This is a genomic window from Aequoribacter sp. (genome assembly GCF_965659035.1).
In the GTDB taxonomy this organism is placed as follows: Bacteria; Pseudomonadota; Gammaproteobacteria; order Pseudomonadales; family Halieaceae; genus Aequoribacter.
On the sequence record NZ_CBFHWH010000049.1, the window covers coordinates 1 to 14,816 of the forward strand.

Below are 14,816 nucleotides of genomic sequence, written 5' to 3' on the forward strand. Positions count from 1 at the left end.
CCTGAGGGGCGCTTACAATGGATTTTCGATAACCCATTGCTTTACTTTATCCCACTGTTGGGTCAGACGCTTCTCTGAAACCGGCATCCTAGTACCCAACTGCTGCGCGAATAACGACACGCGAAACTCTTCTAACATCCAATGATACGCGCACACGGGTTCGCACACCACCGCCAGAGAGGGCCGCTTTTCTATTATTTCTCGCCATTGCTGCTCTAGCGGCTCTAGAGTTTGCACAGACCTCTGGTCCTTCGGCAACTGTGACTGCAGACGCCCTAGCCGCCAAGCCAAACCCTTAGCGTAACGCGGTAATTGCTCAAACATCGCCTCAGGCCAATCCAACCAATGCTCTATCGCTAAAAGACGCTCGAGGTGCTGGCGCGCGTCACGTTCTGAGGCTTTGAGCTCACTGTGAGACGGCAACTTCGCGAGTGTGGTTCTCGCTTCGCCCAAGTGTGTCGCAGCCTGCAGCAAAAACTTCTCGTACCGCTGGGTTCGATCAATAATGGCGCGCTTGTTATCGGCCACCGCAGTTTGAAATTCAGCCTTGGTACGCAGCAGCTCTCCAGACGGTTTTCTCAGGCTAGGCAACAATGCCATCGATATCATAGCGTCTAACAATATCCCCCGCTCGACGCCACTACTGAGCAAAGCTTTCTGCGCTTCAGACGACCGAAAAGCATGCCGCTGCAGGTCGCGCACCATGCCCCTATCGCTTGTTTTTGCTAACCGCAAAAGCCCCAAACGATGGGCCACCTCGGCCGTTTCGGGATAATCGAATAGCTCAATACTGACACTGTCACCGCTGTCTTTCAGGGCCGGAAAGCTGGTAACTAAGGTACCTGCTTGTTTAAATTGAACTTGAGGTGCTACGTCTTCAAAATTCCACTGCGTGTGGCCACCCGACTTCTCAAACGCAGGCCCGACCTTTGTCTGTTCGGCGTGCTCAGTCGATCTCAGACTTTCGACCAAGATTCGCAAATCTCGCCCTTCGGCGTGTATGTGACCCTGATCATCCAAAATCTGAATATTCATTTGATAGTAGGCTTCGAGGGATTCTTCCGAAAAATCGTCGGGGTTTATGGCAACACCGGAGGTTTTTCTCAGGGCTTGGGCTAGCGCTTGAAGGAGTGGCTCATCCGCGGGTTGCATTACCTTCATCGCAGCGGCAACCTTGTCTGGAACTGGAACCAACTGCTTGCGAAGGCGTTTGGGTAGCGTTTTCACTAAGCTGATCAACTTATCTTGCAGCATACCAGGCACCAGCCATTCGGGAAGGTAACGCGGCAAACGGTTTACCAGAGCGAGCGGCACAATTAAGGTGACACCATCGCGCTGCTTGCCGGGTTCAAACTGATACCTCAAACGCAACTTCAACTCGCACCATTCCCAAGTATCGGGAAACTGCGCGACATCACTATCTGTCAGCGTATTGACCAAGAGTTGGCTGCGACTGAACTTGAGCCGATCGTTAAGCGCCCCATCCCGCTTTAACGCCTTACCTAAGGTTGCACCGCTGTAGACAGCATCGGGCAGTCGATCGCTGTAAAATTCGGACAACGAGTCTTCAGTCGCCACCAAATCGCGCCGTCGCGTCTTGTCCTCAAGCTCTAATACCTCGGTCATGAGACGCGCATTGTGGCGCATAAAGTTCGGAGCGGGTTTCAGTCGCTGAGCCACCAGAGCATCGCGAATGAACACCTCGCGAGCAGCAGCCGGATCTATCGGCCCAAAATGGATGCTTTGCTTGTCCACGAGGGTTAGGCCATACAATGAGACACGCTGGTAAGCCATGACGCGCCCCGAGCGCATCTGCCAACGCGGCTCGTAGTAGTGGTGCTTTAGTAAACCGGGGTTGATATCTAAAGCCCACTCGGGCTCTATTGCCGCACAGGTTCTTGCATAGACTTGGCTGGTCTCGACAATCTCCGCGGCCATAAGCCATTTTTGCCGTTTTTTGTGCAGAGTCGATGCCGGAAAAATACGCAATTTTTGCTGTCGGGCACCCTCGTACTCTGGGCCCTCGTGATGCGTTGCGATAAACCCCAGTAAGCCCGTGAGCAGGCTTCGATGTATCGCTTCGTAATCCAGTTCGTCGGGAATTGGCCCAACGCGCCATTGATTCGCTTTGCAAGCTAATAACAGTTGACGGTGGGTATCGCGCCATTCCCTGACCCGCAAATAATTAAAAAACTCTTTCTGACAGAGTTTTTTAAACTGGTTGCCGCTGAGCTCTTCTCGCTGGGTCTCGAGATAGCGCCAGGTATTGATCCACGCCAAAAAGTCCGAGCGATCGTCTTCAAATCGCCGGTGAGCCGTATCGGACTGCTCGCGCTTGTCACCTGGGCGCTCTCTAGGATCTTGCACGGCCAAAGCACTGACAATGAGCAAAACTTCGGCGAGCACGCCTCTGTCCGTGGCCGCCACGAGCATACGCCCAAGCCGAGGATCCAGCGGCAAACGCGCAAGTTGATAGCCCAACGGGGTGAGATCCTGTTTTTTATCAACCGCACCCAATTCTTCCAGCAAACGAAAGCCATCGCGAATTAATCTTGGATCAGGGGGCTCTATGAAGGGGAATCGCGCGACATCCCCTAAGCGCAACAGACGCATCTGCAGAATTACTTGAGCGAGGTTTGTACGCTTTATCTCTGGATCCGTGAACTCAGACCGTGCCTGGAAATCCGCCTCGTCGTACAAACGAATACAGACACCCTCAGCTACACGTCCACAGCGCCCTTTGCGCTGATTCGCGCTGGCTTGGGATATTGGCTCGATGGGGAGCCGCTGTAATTTACTGCGATAGCTGTAGCGACTGATACGCGCCAAACCCGAATCGATCACATAGCGTATTCCCGGGACAGTCAAAGAAGTTTCAGCGACATTGGTCGACAAGACGACCCGAATGCCTCGCCGAGACGCCGTCTGGAACACGCGGTTTTGTTCGCTGGCACTTAAACGCGCATACAGTGGTAACACATCGTACTGTTCGCTGCCTTTCAAGGCCTTGGCGACATCGCGAATCTCTCGCTCACCCGGCAAAAACACCAAAACATCTCCGCGCTTGCCGTAGTGACCTTGGTCTATCAGACCCAACTGATCGACCACCTGATCGGTCAACTCAATGCCATCGTCTGCGCTCGGCGCATACTGCACTTCCACCGGGTAAGTTCGACCTTCCACCTCGATAATGGGGGCCCCATTAAAATATTCGGAGAAGCGCTCAACATCGATGGTCGCGGAGGTGATGATGACCTTCAAGTCAGGCCGTTTGGGCAGCAACCGGCGCAAATACCCCAGCAAGAAATCGATATTGAGGCTGCGCTCGTGGGCCTCGTCGATGATCAAGGTATCGTATCGTTTTAAGAGTCGATCATGCTGAATCTCGGCCAGTAAAATACCATCGGTCATCAACTTGAGTCGAGTTTGGTTAGTGACCTGATCAGTAAAGCGCACTTGGTATCCTACTGCGCTGCCCAACTCGCACCCGAGCTCACTGCTAATCCTTGCCGCAACAGAGCGCGCCGCGAGGCGACGTGGCTGAGTATGACCAATTAAACCTGACTCACCTCGCCCCATAGACAGCAACATTTTAGGAAGCTGAGTGGTTTTTCCTGAGCCCGTTTCACCCGCGATGATAACGACCTGATTCGATTGAATCAGATGCTCGATGTCGGCTTTGCGTTCATTAATCGGCAAGCTGAGCGGAAATTCGAAGTGTAGTGCGGGGGCCGACATAAGAAGAGTAAGACTCGATTAGAAGAAGACAAAGCGCGAATGGTAATCGACCCGAACAAGAAATCCCAGCGCAACGGCGAATGCGAGTCGACCTCAATCCTCCAGAACGTTATCCTACGGAACCGACGAAATAGGAATTCAAACTATGGCTACAATCACTAACATTCCGTTCTCGAAACTGGATTTGGGGCTATCCACCGAATACAGCAAGACGGTGACTGAACAAGACATTCAGCTTTTCGCGGTGCTCTCTGGAGACGCCAACCCTGTTCACTTAGACGCTGACTACGCTGCGACCACCCAGTTTGGAGAGCAGATCGCGCACGGGATGTTAACAGGTGCCATTATCTCTGCCGCAATCGCGATGCAAATGCCAGGACCTGGCACCATCTACCTGGGACAATCGCTGGCGTTCAAGCGCCCAGTCAAAATTGGCGATACCGTCACGGTCACCCTAACGGTTGCAGACAAACACCCAAGCAAACCTCGAGCAACACTCGATTGCGTGGTTACCAATCAAGAAGGCGTAACGGTTGTAGAGGGGCAAGCCAATGTCCTAGTCCCAACCGAGGAACAAAGCCTATCGATTCCAGACCTACCTAAAATCACCTTGGGTTAAAATCGCGCGCGCCCATTGACCGAACTATCTGGCAAACATGGGAGCATATTAAGCTCCCAGCACACCCGCACTGGTATCGGCATTTTGCACAAACTGGTCGGGCGGCAAGTACAGTAGTTTCAGCAAGATCTCCGCTGATGAAGGCGAGACCTCTGCGGATAATGCCATTACGTTTAAAACCTCACCCTGAATGCTCGGCGCAGTGACACCAAACAACATCTTGTGCTCTTCGCCCTCGGCCCGAAAAATCGCTGGCTCTTTCTCAGACTTCATAGTTTCGACAAAGTTTGCCAACAGCAAGGTTACGCCGTCGCGAAACATCGAGTAATTTAATTTTCCGCGATATTCTCTGGTATCTATGGCGATATCGAATCGCACGGTGGATCCATCTTCCATTTTCACCGTTGTGACCGCGCGCCGTTCACCTGCTAATAAACTCTTATAGAGATTTTTTGAGTGAGTCCTAGTGGGTTCGATTAATGCCTTGTGAATCAGATTCACCGACATCGTTATAAACTGTTTATTCGAGATTGTTGCGTTTGATTGCGCCATAATAGCCACCTTGTAGATATCCGCGAGAGTTTATCGAGCCAAAAGCATGATGGCTAGAACCAACCAACAAAAATTAAGGGATTACTGAGTGTCACATTCAAGTCCGCTATGGCAAGCCTTACCCAGCGCCGAAATTGACTGGAAAGATGACACCCCCATTTCAAGAAACTTCGACGACATCTACTTTAATCCGGGGCAAGGCCTAGCGGAGGCACGTCACGTATATTTGCTCGGAAATGACATACCGTCACGCTGGAGCCAGTCAACATGCGACCGGTTTGTGATCGGCGAGCTAGGGTTTGGGTCCGGACTAAATTTTTGCGTCACTGTGCAAGCTTGGTGTGCGGCTCCCGAACCAAAGCCCAAGCTTCATTTTATCTCGGTTGAGGGCTTTCCCATGAAAGCGACCGATTTAGATCGTGCCTTGTCTCACTGGCCAGAGCTTAACGACATAAAACACAGCCTTTTAGCGCGATACCCCGACGCCATCCCTGGCACCCACAGGCTGGCGTTTTTGGACGGCAACATTACCCTGGATTTGTGGTTTGGTGATGTAGCGTGGGCGACCACACGCTGGGCCGAGCAAGACCTGAGGGTCGACGCTTGGTACCTCGATGGTTTCGCACCCAGCAAAAACTCATCCATGTGGTCGGATCAAGTCTTAGATAATATTGCGCATTGCTCGCCCAAGGGGTGCACTGCGTCAACATTTAGCGTTGCGGGCAAGGTCAAAACACCCCTGCGTGAAAGAGGGTTCAACATCCACAAGAAAACGGGGTTCGGTCGCAAGCGCGAACAGCTATTCGCGGTAAAGCATCGCGACAGCAAGCACTTCAAGATTAACGCAACACCTTGGCACAAGAGTTCGACCGCAAGCGCCAGGCCTGAGCATGTCGCGGTTATTGGCGCAGGACTTGCTGGCGGTTTTGCAGCCTACGCACTCGCAAACCGGGGTATCAAGGTCAGCGTTATCGACCCTGAGGGCATTGCAACCCAGGCATCGGGTAATGCACAAGGCGTTGTTTACTGCCGTATCCCAAAACGTCATGCTCCTTTAGGAGATTTTGGCGTGCTCGCTTTTCGCTACGCCACGCAACTGTACCGTGATCTGCTGTCGCACAAGGTGCTGCAAGAGGGTGTCGATGCCAGTCTATGCGGTATGCTACACACCTTCCCGCGAGACACAGACTCAGAACTCGCACTGAACATACATAAGTTGCCCAATCTCGCTCGCATCGTCGATGAGCATGAAGCGCGAAACATTTCGGGGCTTGCGCTATCGCAACCCATGCTGCACTTCCCTCAATCGGGGTGGATAGCGCCAAAGCCATTATGCCAAGCCCTGCTCTCGCACCCCAACATCGAACTGATCAAAGACGGATTCGAAAGCCTCGCCTCGACCGATTCGGGCCTGCACCTCAAATGTAACTCGCACAATGTAATTGCCGATTGCGTTGTGTTTGCAGCGGGCACCGGCACCAAAGATTTGATTACCAACACACTATTGCCCACCAAAGCGATTCGAGGCCAAACCACACAAATACCGGCGATCAACACAATTAAATCAGCTTTATGCAATGAGGGTTACATTGCACCCGCGGTCGGCGGACAACACTGCATCGGAGCCACCTTTGATTTAGATGATGCAGACACGAGCCCTCGCTCCTCCAGTGACCAAGAGAATTTGGCAAAACTCGATGCCTTCCTAGCAATCAAAGATAGGCAAGTTTTGGGGCATCGCGTTGCATTTCGATGCACAACGCCTGATTACCTTCCAATCGTAGGCCCAGTGCCCAATAACGATGCCATGCAAGATCTTTATCAGTCTCTTCAATTTGATGGCAAGAGAATCATCCCCGAGGCCTGTCCAATGCAACCGGGGATATTTGTACTGACCGGTCTTGGCTCAAGAGGCCTGACTTATGGACCATTGGCCGGCGAGCTCTTGGCGTCATTGCTAAATCAAGAGCCCTTGCCACTTGCCAACGAGCTCATCAGAGCTCTATCGCCGGCGCGATTCGGCATTCGCCAGTTGAAAAAGCGCTCATGAAACTCATCCTACGCTTTTGGGTTCTGTTATTTTTTGCGCCATACATAACCATTGCGCAACCCGTAACACAGCTTTCATTCCAAATTGTTGACAAGCAAAGCCAAGACCGTGACGCTTTTGTTCAAGGTTTAGCCTTTGACCAATCCCATCTCTATTTGGGCACGGGTGGCTACGGGAGTTCGTATGTCGCCAAGATCAACCCAAGCACTGGCAATACGATAGTACAAGAGTCCTTACCCGCTCGATATTTCGGCGAAGGCGTCACCGTGCTGGGGAATGTACTTTATCAATTGACCTGGCGCTCTGGCACTGGCTTCGTCCGAGATCGAGAAACGCTGCAGGTGATTGAGCAGTTTCGGATTATTGGGGAAGCCTGGGGAATCACCAACGATGGGACTAATCTCATTATTAGCAACGGCAGTGATTCCCTCACATTCTATACCCCAGAGGGTATTAAGCCCATTCGCAGTATCACGGTGACCGAAGAGGGTCGCCGCATCAAACGCCTGAACGAACTCGAGTATATCGACGGACTGGTGTGGGCCAATATCTGGTACGAAGATCGTGTTGTTGTAATCAACCCGCAATCGGGAGAGGTGGTAGCATCACTAAACCTTGAAGGATTGCTACCTAGGAAAGAGCGCTTGCCCAACACCGATGTGTTAAATGGTATTGGCTATGACCCCACGAAAGATAGTGTCTGGTTTACAGGAAAACGCTGGCCCTGGCGCTATCAACTTGAAATTCTGCCTGAACGCCCCAAGTTCCTCCCTACGGAGCCCTAATAACGCTATACTTTGGCCGCGCTTAAAGGAGAACTCAATGACGCAGGCACTACCCCACTACGAAAGCTTTGAACATCTTAACACCCAGCACATACCCTCGCTGGATATCACCGTGGGGCATTTCCGCCACAAAGTCACAGGCGCCGAGCACTACCATTTAGCGAGCAATAATGATGAGAATGTCTTTCTCGTGGCACTTCGAACAGTCCCACAAGACTCGACTGGCGTGGCTCACATCCTAGAGCACACCGCCCTGTGTGGTAGCGAGAAATATCCAGTGCGCGACCCGTTCTTTATGATGTTGCGGCGTTCGCTAAACACCTTTATGAACGCGTTTACCAGCTCAGATTGGACCGCCTACCCCTTTGCCAGTCAAACGCCCAAAGACTTCGAAAACCTGCTTCAGGTATATCTCGATGCGGTATTTTTCTCAAATCTCGACCCTTTGGATTTCGCGCAAGAAGGCCACCGAATAGAGCTTGAAGATAGCGAGGACCTGAACTCGGACCTAGTGTACAAAGGTGTGGTCTTTAACGAGATGAAGGGCGCCATGAGTTCGGTGAATAGTACGCTGTGGCAAACGCTATCTGGCGAGTTATTCGATAACACCTATCACTACAACAGCGGCGGAGACCCTGAGTGCATCACCGATTTGACCTACGATCAGCTTAAGGCCTTCTACCAAACCCATTACCACCCCAGCAATGCGATTTTTATGACCTTTGGCAACATGCCAGCCGATTATCACCAGCAGCGCTTTGAAGAGTGGGCCTTGCACCGCTTCGATCGCTCCGACGCTCGTATCGAGGTTGAACTGGCAACACCCTTTGAACAGGCCAAACGCGTCGAACATTCTTATTGCTTAGATGACTCAGACGATCTCAGTGGCAAAACACACATTGTTATGGGCTGGAAACTGGGTGAGAGCCAAGACCTAATGGCCCAACTCGAAGCTCATCTCATCACGAATTTATTGCTCGAAAATAGCGCTTCACCACTCATGGCGAAGCTCGAAACCAGCAGCCTCGGGAACTCTCCCTCGCCGCTTTGCGGCCTGGAAGACTCTATGCGCGAAATGGTTTTTTGTTGTGGTATCGCCGGAAGCGAGCCAGAGCATCTAGAGGCCGCCGAACAACTGATTTTAGGCGTGCTTGAGGAATGCGCCAACGCCGGATTCAGCGACGAGGACATCGAAGCCGTGTTGCATCAGCTTGAGTTGCATCAGCGCGAAATCACCGGCGACGGCATGCCCTATGGCCTGAATTTGATACTGCAGGGTCTCAGTGCCGCTACACATTATGCTGACCCAGTAAAAGTACTGAATCTTGAACCTGCCTTGGCGCAACTCAAAGAAAACATAAAGTCCCCTGGCTACGTCCAAAATCTTATTCGCGAACGCTTGCTCCATAACAAGCACCGCGTCACATTGGTATTGAAGCCAGATACCGAATTGTCAGCAGCGAAGATCCAAGCCGAGAAAGACAAACTCCAAGCTGTAAAAAATACCCTGTCAGAGGACGATTTGCGGGCTTTGGTGAAGCAAAGCGAGGCGCTGCAAGAGAGGCAAAACTCACAAGATGACAGTTCAATATTGCCCAAGGTGACAAAAAATGACGTCGCCGAACACCTACACGAACCGACCTACAGAGTTGGCGAGGACGCGGCGTACACCTTATATCCCGCTGGGACTAATGGCTTAATTTATCGAGAAGTCGTCGCTCGTCTGGCCCAACTAAACGCGCAGGAGCTGCAGCTACTGCCTTTGTATGCGGATTTTTTAACGGAAGTCGGCCTTGGCGCACAATCCTATTTAGACGTTCAAAAACGTCAGTCTGCTGCGGTTGGCGGCATTCACGCACACGCTATGATTCGCGGCAGTAAAACTCAGGCTGACACGCTCGACGGCTACTTCGCGTTATCATCAAAAGCGCTGATTGACAAAGGCGAGCAACAGCTCGAGTTATTACAAGATACCCTGAATTCACCGCGTTTTGATGAGCTAAAGCGCTTGCGCGAACTGGTCAGCCAAAGAACGCAACGACGCGTGAACGCGATTACCGGCAACGGACACAGCCTGGCCATGAGTGCCGCAGCGGCCGTGCATACTCCGCTCGCAACGGTACAAGACAGCCTTGGCGGACTGCCCGCCATTGCCTACCTAAAAGAGTTAAACAAACGCTTAGACAGCAATAATGATCTCGAAGCCTTTGCACATGAGCTGACTAAACTGCACCAAAACGTGCGCACTGGCGAATGGCAAAGTCTGCTGATTGGTGAAGAGCAGGCCTTGGATTCACTGCTGGCATCAGCTCCCCACGCCCAACTGGGTAAACCTCAGGCGATAACCCCGCTACAATCATCGCCCTTTGACGCCGCAAGCACCAAACAACTTTGGCTTGCGGATACACAGGTATATTTTTGCGCCAAAGCCTACGCGACGGTCAGCTCAGACCACCCCGATGCACCTGCACTTACCGTACTAGGTGGCCTGCTGCGTAATGGCTTTTTACACCGAGCCATACGCGAACAAGGTGGCGCCTACGGCGGCGGTGCCTCGCAAGATGGCGGGACCGGCGTCTTTCGGTTCTATTCGTACCGAGATCCTCGTTTCGCGGAAACGTTAAACGACTTCGATGCGTCAATTACATGGTTGCTGTCCAACACATTCAGTGACGAAGCGCTCGATGAGTCAGTATTGGGTGTCATTGCCGCTTTGGACAAACCGGCATCGCCAGCTGGCGCCTGCAAACAACATTTTCACAACCGGTTATTTGAGCGCAGTCACGCTGACAAAGAAGCCTTCCGCCGCGCTGTTCTGAACTGCACACGCGATGACATACTGCGCGTCGCACAGCAGTACCTAGCGCCTGCCGACGCTTTGATTGCAGTGATTGCACCCAAAGGCACAGACAGCAAAGAGGCAACGTTAATCTCGGAACTCGGGCTTCAGCTCAACAAAATATAAGGACGCGTCGCCCGCCGCCTCAGGCGGCAGGCTTTAACCAGAGGGCCTTTACGACCTCACCATCCACCCAGTCCCGCAACTCCGAAAAACCGACGTGGACTCGCCCCCACGACGGATCCGACAGCCAAACGCCCCGCTCCGAACCTTCTGTTACCAGCGTAAAGTGCGGCTGCCCGAAGGGTTCTACGTAGATCAACAAAGGTTGTTTTAATGCGGCCAAGGATGCTATAGGCACCTGTAACCCCTGAGCGTCATACCCTAATGGCGCTCCCATCACGGCGATGTGCCACAGACTAAAGCCCTCATCCACGAAAGTCTGCAAACTGAGTTCTGCTTGGCTGAATTGCGCTAACCAGGCGTTCAGAACATCGGATTCGCTGACCTCTCGCCCCCAATGATAGGTCAGCAAGGTCGCCACAGCTGCCGCACCGCAAGAGTAGTCGCGCTGTTGTTTCACGACGCCCTGATCTCGCTGCTCAACCCAGCTCGTCAAAGCGAGGACCTGCGAGCACATAAGACTCAAAGTCAACGCGGCAATCAGTTTGGGCATAGATGAACCTATTCCTCAGACAGCAAGCGGCCGTCAAACCAAACCAGGCTTGCAATAACAACACCGTAGACCAGACTTGCCACAAACCAAAACAGTAAATACTGCATTTGAGGCGCCAGACTTTGCTCAGCACCCACGCCGACACTACTCCAAACAACCCACGCCAAACCTGGCATCATGCACAAAGCCCACACCAAGGTGACCACCCCAAGAAAGCTAACACGCGAAGGTCCAATAGCAACTTTTTTCATTTCTCACTCCTCGTTTTATAAGCAAAGGCACCCGAAGGTGCCTGTCTAATGCTAACTCATATACCGTGAGTTTCCACGCAAAACGTGTCACAAGATTTCATATCTTCGATAGGATTCGTGTAATTGTCCTGGGTTTTTGTCACATCGGTGGTGGGCGCGCTGGGCCCACTTGTGCCTAAAATTTCTTCAGCACCTGCCGAATCTTGGATAATAACATCGTCTTCACCTACAGCACCTTCTTTTGCCGCAACATCGATGTAACTACCCCACATGACTGCCGTGAACGCCAAGTCAACAGCCGCCGCAGCCAAGACAAAACCAAACAATTGCATAAACTCGCCCTTGGTTTCTTGCATGGTGACTTGTGACAGTGGCGCTACATTCGGGTTTTGTAAATCCGTACCGAACAGCGCACTGACATCATCGGCAGGAATTGGCGCCGCGGTGACTGTACCCACACAAGCACTGAGCAAGACCGCGCCAAGCGATTTCGTTACTAATTTTTTCATACATATTTCCTCATTCCTTTGAAAGTTACCCAGCCTCATGCTGGCGTGATCTGCAGAAGGCTAAAACCTATAGCGCCCCTGAACAGATAAGGTTGCGGGGGACGCTTCGGCAAGCCCAAAGCCCAAGGTTAGGGCCACCGATGTATCACCGCTTATTCGATAAGATCCACCTAAATTCAGTCGCTGCCGAACAGAGGGCTCACCGGAGTGACCAGTCACCGCAACCGACATTTGGTACGCGGTATACAAGCCCACCAAGCGGTTCACAGCGAAGTCCATCGCCACATTCCATTGCATGTATTTCGATTGAGGACTCAAGTCCCCCCCAACACGCCACCGACTTGCGGTGTGATAGCTAAGGCTAGTAGAGAGAACCAAGGGATCGATAAACCGATAGGTTTGGATACTGATATTGGAAGCGGGACGAGCCCACTCCAGCCCAGACAGAGTGTGCGAGGCGTGAATTTCTCGATACGCCGAGACATTCCACTGCCAAGCGCCTTGCGTTGGAATACGCCAGCGCAGGCCTAGGGCTTGTGTACTGGCACCAAAATGGGCCTCGTTTTGCACCGATCGCTGGCTTGAGTACTGCCAGCTGAGTGCGATGTTCTTGTTAAGACCATAGTTCACGTTCAAACTGTTGCTGTAGGTGCGTGCAGACACACCAGCACGACTCAGCTGATCCGTGCTGAAACTGAAACGCGGACTTAAAGTAAATTGCTTGGGCGCGATCAGCAGATCTTCGATAGACAATACCGCGCGCGGTTTCTCGTCTGCGTGACTCCAACCAGCCGCTCCAAGCAGGCCTAGTAAAATTAGTAAACGCAACACACGCCCTCCTTGGCTTTAAAGTGTTGGGTTTAGTGTGAAACCTTCCTTGCAGAAATGCGCCTGCCGATTTCGTCAGAAACTATCTTTGCCGCTCAAAAGTCACCGCAGGCAACAAGATACCAAAGAGTTAGAATGGGAAGACCAGCGGAATCAAGGTCAGTGCTACCGCGGTGTATACGACAGATACTGGCGCTCCAATTCGCAGATAATCACCGAGACGATACCCTCCCATATTCTGCACCATCAGATTGGTGGTGTAGCCAAAGGGCGTCAAGAAACTGGCGCTTGCGCCAAAGGCCACAGCGGCGGCAAACGGTAATATGTCAACTTGGAGGGCGGCAGCAAACGAAGCCGCTAAGGGAAACATCAAAGCGGCCGCGGCGGTATTGGTCATCAATTCGGTCATGAGTAAGGTAAACAAGTAAACCGCGACAAGCGCATACATTGGATTCAGCGTACCCAAGCTCCCCTCTGCCCCAGACAACAGTTGGCCTATCAACCCCGTATCAGCTAGTGCCTGCGACACACACAGCGCAGAAGTGATAATTAACCACAACTCAAAAGGAAAGCGCCGTCTGAGTTCTCGAACAGACACCGAGCCAATCGCTAACATAAAGGTCAGCAGCAAGGCCAAGCCTGAAACCAACTCAAAGTAACCCAGCGCCGCCCCAGTGACGACCAGTCCAAGCCCTAGCAACATCCCCGAACTTTGGGTGCTACTTACCCTGCCGCTATCAATTTTCGAATCGACTATCACAAAGTTTCGGCGCAAATTATTGCGACGTCGAAAATCGGGCCCAACCGCCAAGATCAGGCTGTCACCCGCTCGCAGCACAATATCACCCAGCTTACCCGACAACGGCAGACCACCTCGACTTACACCAACAACAGCGGCATCGAATAAGCTTCGAAAGCCTGACGCTTTTATCGTGCGCCCTTCTACCGTGGCGCCCGGTAATACGATGACCTCGGTCAAGTTGGAACGTAGCAAACCCTCTTCCATTGCAAAAGATCGCAGCCCATCGAACTCATCTAACACATGCAAGCGCGTTACATCGCCCGAAAAAATCAGTTTATCGGACGCCTGCAAGACTTGCCTCGGAGTCACAGGCGTAATCAATTGACCATCGCGTACAATCTCGACCAAAAACAAGCCATTCAAATCACGTAATCCGTTGTCGGCCACAGATTTTCCGATCAAGCTCGACCCTTCGATGACTTCCGCTTCAAGTAAATAATCGGTAATGGCTTTATCGCCCACTGTGTGATCTGGCAAGGTTCTTGCAAAAATCGCGAGGGTCAGCAAACCCGCTAAGGTCGCGATCGCACCAATAGGAAAGAAATCAAACAAATGGAAGCCAGAGACACCCGAATCCAACAAAAAACTATTCACGATGAGATTCGTCGAGGTACCAATCAAGGTCATAGTGCCGCCCATAATGGCACTGTAAGACAACACAATTAGCAGCTTTGAGGGACGATGAACCTTATTGCGCTGGACCCCTCCGGCCAGCGTGGCCACAACGGCTGTGTTGTTTAAAAATGCCGAACTCAGCGCGGCCACAGCGCCCAAACGCATGATCGATAGTGGTAGGTTTGAGTGGAGTAGACGATTCGATAAGCTCGTTAAGACGTTCAGCTTTTCAAGGCCCAACGACACCAATAGTAGTGCCAGCAGGGTTACAACACCTATATTTGTGGCCTTATCCAGCACCTGCTCAGTGCTGATAAAGCCCGTGAAATACAATACCCCAAGGGCGCCCGCGAAGACTTTAACGGCCGACACGCGCGTCGCTACGAGAGCCGCGATTAGGCCCACAATGACTACGACTACAAAATAGGCACTCACACAGCCGCCCCCTGAGGATTACCAGGCTATGGTAAACAACTTAGATAGCTAGAGCCAGCGCCTATTGATAAGCATAATGTGGATACAAAAGCCTAAAACCGCCAACTGTCAAACGAA

11 protein-coding genes are annotated in these 14,816 nt (G+C 52.1%); 4 read left to right on the forward strand and 7 right to left on the reverse strand.

All coding sequences use genetic code 11. The annotated features are described in order from the left end of the window. Positions 1–12 precede the first annotated feature (12 nt). Entirely contained in the window at positions 13–3,738 is a 3,726-nt protein-coding gene (gene hrpA / locus ACTF5Z_RS08165) for an ATP-dependent RNA helicase HrpA (protein WP_438985208.1), read from the reverse strand. A gap of 145 nt (positions 3,739–3,883) precedes the next feature. Here hrpA and ACTF5Z_RS08170 point away from each other — a divergent pair, with 145 nt between their 5' ends. Then, positions 3,884–4,357, forward strand: a complete 474-nt coding sequence (locus ACTF5Z_RS08170) for a MaoC family dehydratase (protein ID WP_423850042.1) — start codon at positions 3,884–3,886, stop codon at positions 4,355–4,357. A 48-nt stretch (positions 4,358–4,405) separates the two neighbouring features. On the opposite strand, the gene ACTF5Z_RS08175 is transcribed toward ACTF5Z_RS08170, so the two are convergent. Further along, a complete protein-coding gene (locus tag ACTF5Z_RS08175) occupies positions 4,406–4,909 on the reverse strand; it encodes a hypothetical protein (RefSeq protein WP_438985209.1) in 504 nt (167 codons plus the stop codon). 88 nt (positions 4,910–4,997) lie between these two features. Between ACTF5Z_RS08175 and mnmC the strand changes: the two genes are divergently transcribed. The 3 genes from mnmC to ACTF5Z_RS08190 are packed head-to-tail and all read left to right on the forward strand — an operon-like array spanning position 4,998 to position 10,709. Beyond that, entirely contained in the window at positions 4,998–6,959 is a 1,962-nt protein-coding gene (gene mnmC / locus ACTF5Z_RS08180; protein WP_438985210.1) for a bifunctional tRNA (5-methylaminomethyl-2-thiouridine)(34)-methyltransferase MnmD/FAD-dependent 5-carboxymethylaminomethyl-2-thiouridine(34) oxidoreductase MnmC, read from the forward strand. Continuing rightward, complete coding sequence (locus ACTF5Z_RS08185; RefSeq protein WP_438985211.1) at positions 6,956–7,744, forward strand: glutaminyl-peptide cyclotransferase; 789 nt, start codon at positions 6,956–6,958, stop codon at positions 7,742–7,744. Before mnmC ends, ACTF5Z_RS08185 begins: the two co-directional genes overlap by 4 nt. A 37-nt stretch (positions 7,745–7,781) precedes the next feature. After that, positions 7,782–10,709 (forward strand): insulinase family protein, encoded by a 2,928-nt coding sequence (locus ACTF5Z_RS08190; RefSeq protein ID WP_438985212.1) that lies wholly within the window; start codon positions 7,782–7,784, stop codon positions 10,707–10,709. A gap of 19 nt (positions 10,710–10,728) precedes the next feature. Here the strand turns inward: ACTF5Z_RS08190 and ACTF5Z_RS08195 are convergent, their stop codons facing one another. From ACTF5Z_RS08195 to ACTF5Z_RS08215, 5 genes are all read right to left on the reverse strand, one after another. Continuing rightward, entirely contained in the window at positions 10,729–11,259 is a 531-nt protein-coding gene (locus ACTF5Z_RS08195; protein ID WP_438985213.1) for a C39 family peptidase, read from the reverse strand. Between the two features lie 8 nt (positions 11,260–11,267). After that, entirely contained in the window at positions 11,268–11,510 is a 243-nt protein-coding gene (locus ACTF5Z_RS08200) for a hypothetical protein (protein ID WP_438985214.1), read from the reverse strand. A gap of 56 nt (positions 11,511–11,566) precedes the next feature. Next, positions 11,567–12,019 carry a hypothetical protein gene (locus ACTF5Z_RS08205; RefSeq protein ID WP_438985215.1) on the reverse strand — a complete coding sequence of 151 codons (453 nt, stop codon included), beginning with the start codon at positions 12,017–12,019 and terminating at the stop codon, positions 11,567–11,569. Positions 12,020–12,079: 60 nt separating this feature from the next. Then, positions 12,080–12,850 carry a hypothetical protein gene (locus tag ACTF5Z_RS08210; RefSeq protein ID WP_438985216.1) on the reverse strand — a complete coding sequence of 257 codons (771 nt, stop codon included), beginning with the start codon at positions 12,848–12,850 and terminating at the stop codon, positions 12,080–12,082. A gap of 127 nt (positions 12,851–12,977) precedes the next feature. Further along, the gene (locus ACTF5Z_RS08215; RefSeq protein ID WP_438985217.1) at positions 12,978–14,699 is read right to left on the reverse strand and encodes an SLC13 family permease; all 1,722 of its coding nucleotides are present in this window, start codon (positions 14,697–14,699) and stop codon (positions 12,978–12,980) included. Positions 14,700–14,816 lie beyond the last annotated feature (117 nt).

What these genes read in the sequence shown, in the direction of transcription:
- hrpA (WP_438985208.1), bottom strand. Translation starts at nt 3,738, where the DNA reads ATGTCGGCCCCCGCACTACACTTCGAATTTCCGCTCAGCTTGCCGATT.
- ACTF5Z_RS08170 (WP_423850042.1), top strand. Translation starts at nt 3,884, where the DNA reads ATGGCTACAATCACTAACATTCCGTTCTCGAAACTGGATTTGGGGCTA.
- ACTF5Z_RS08175 (WP_438985209.1), bottom strand. Translation starts at nt 4,909, where the DNA reads ATGGCGCAATCAAACGCAACAATCTCGAATAAACAGTTTATAACGATG.
- ACTF5Z_RS08185 (WP_438985211.1), top strand. Translation starts at nt 6,956, where the DNA reads ATGAAACTCATCCTACGCTTTTGGGTTCTGTTATTTTTTGCGCCATAC.
- ACTF5Z_RS08190 (WP_438985212.1), top strand. Translation starts at nt 7,782, where the DNA reads ATGACGCAGGCACTACCCCACTACGAAAGCTTTGAACATCTTAACACC.
- ACTF5Z_RS08195 (WP_438985213.1), bottom strand. Translation starts at nt 11,259, where the DNA reads ATGCCCAAACTGATTGCCGCGTTGACTTTGAGTCTTATGTGCTCGCAG.
- ACTF5Z_RS08200 (WP_438985214.1), bottom strand. Translation starts at nt 11,510, where the DNA reads ATGAAAAAAGTTGCTATTGGACCTTCGCGTGTTAGCTTTCTTGGGGTG.
- ACTF5Z_RS08205 (WP_438985215.1), bottom strand. Translation starts at nt 12,019, where the DNA reads ATGAAAAAATTAGTAACGAAATCGCTTGGCGCGGTCTTGCTCAGTGCT.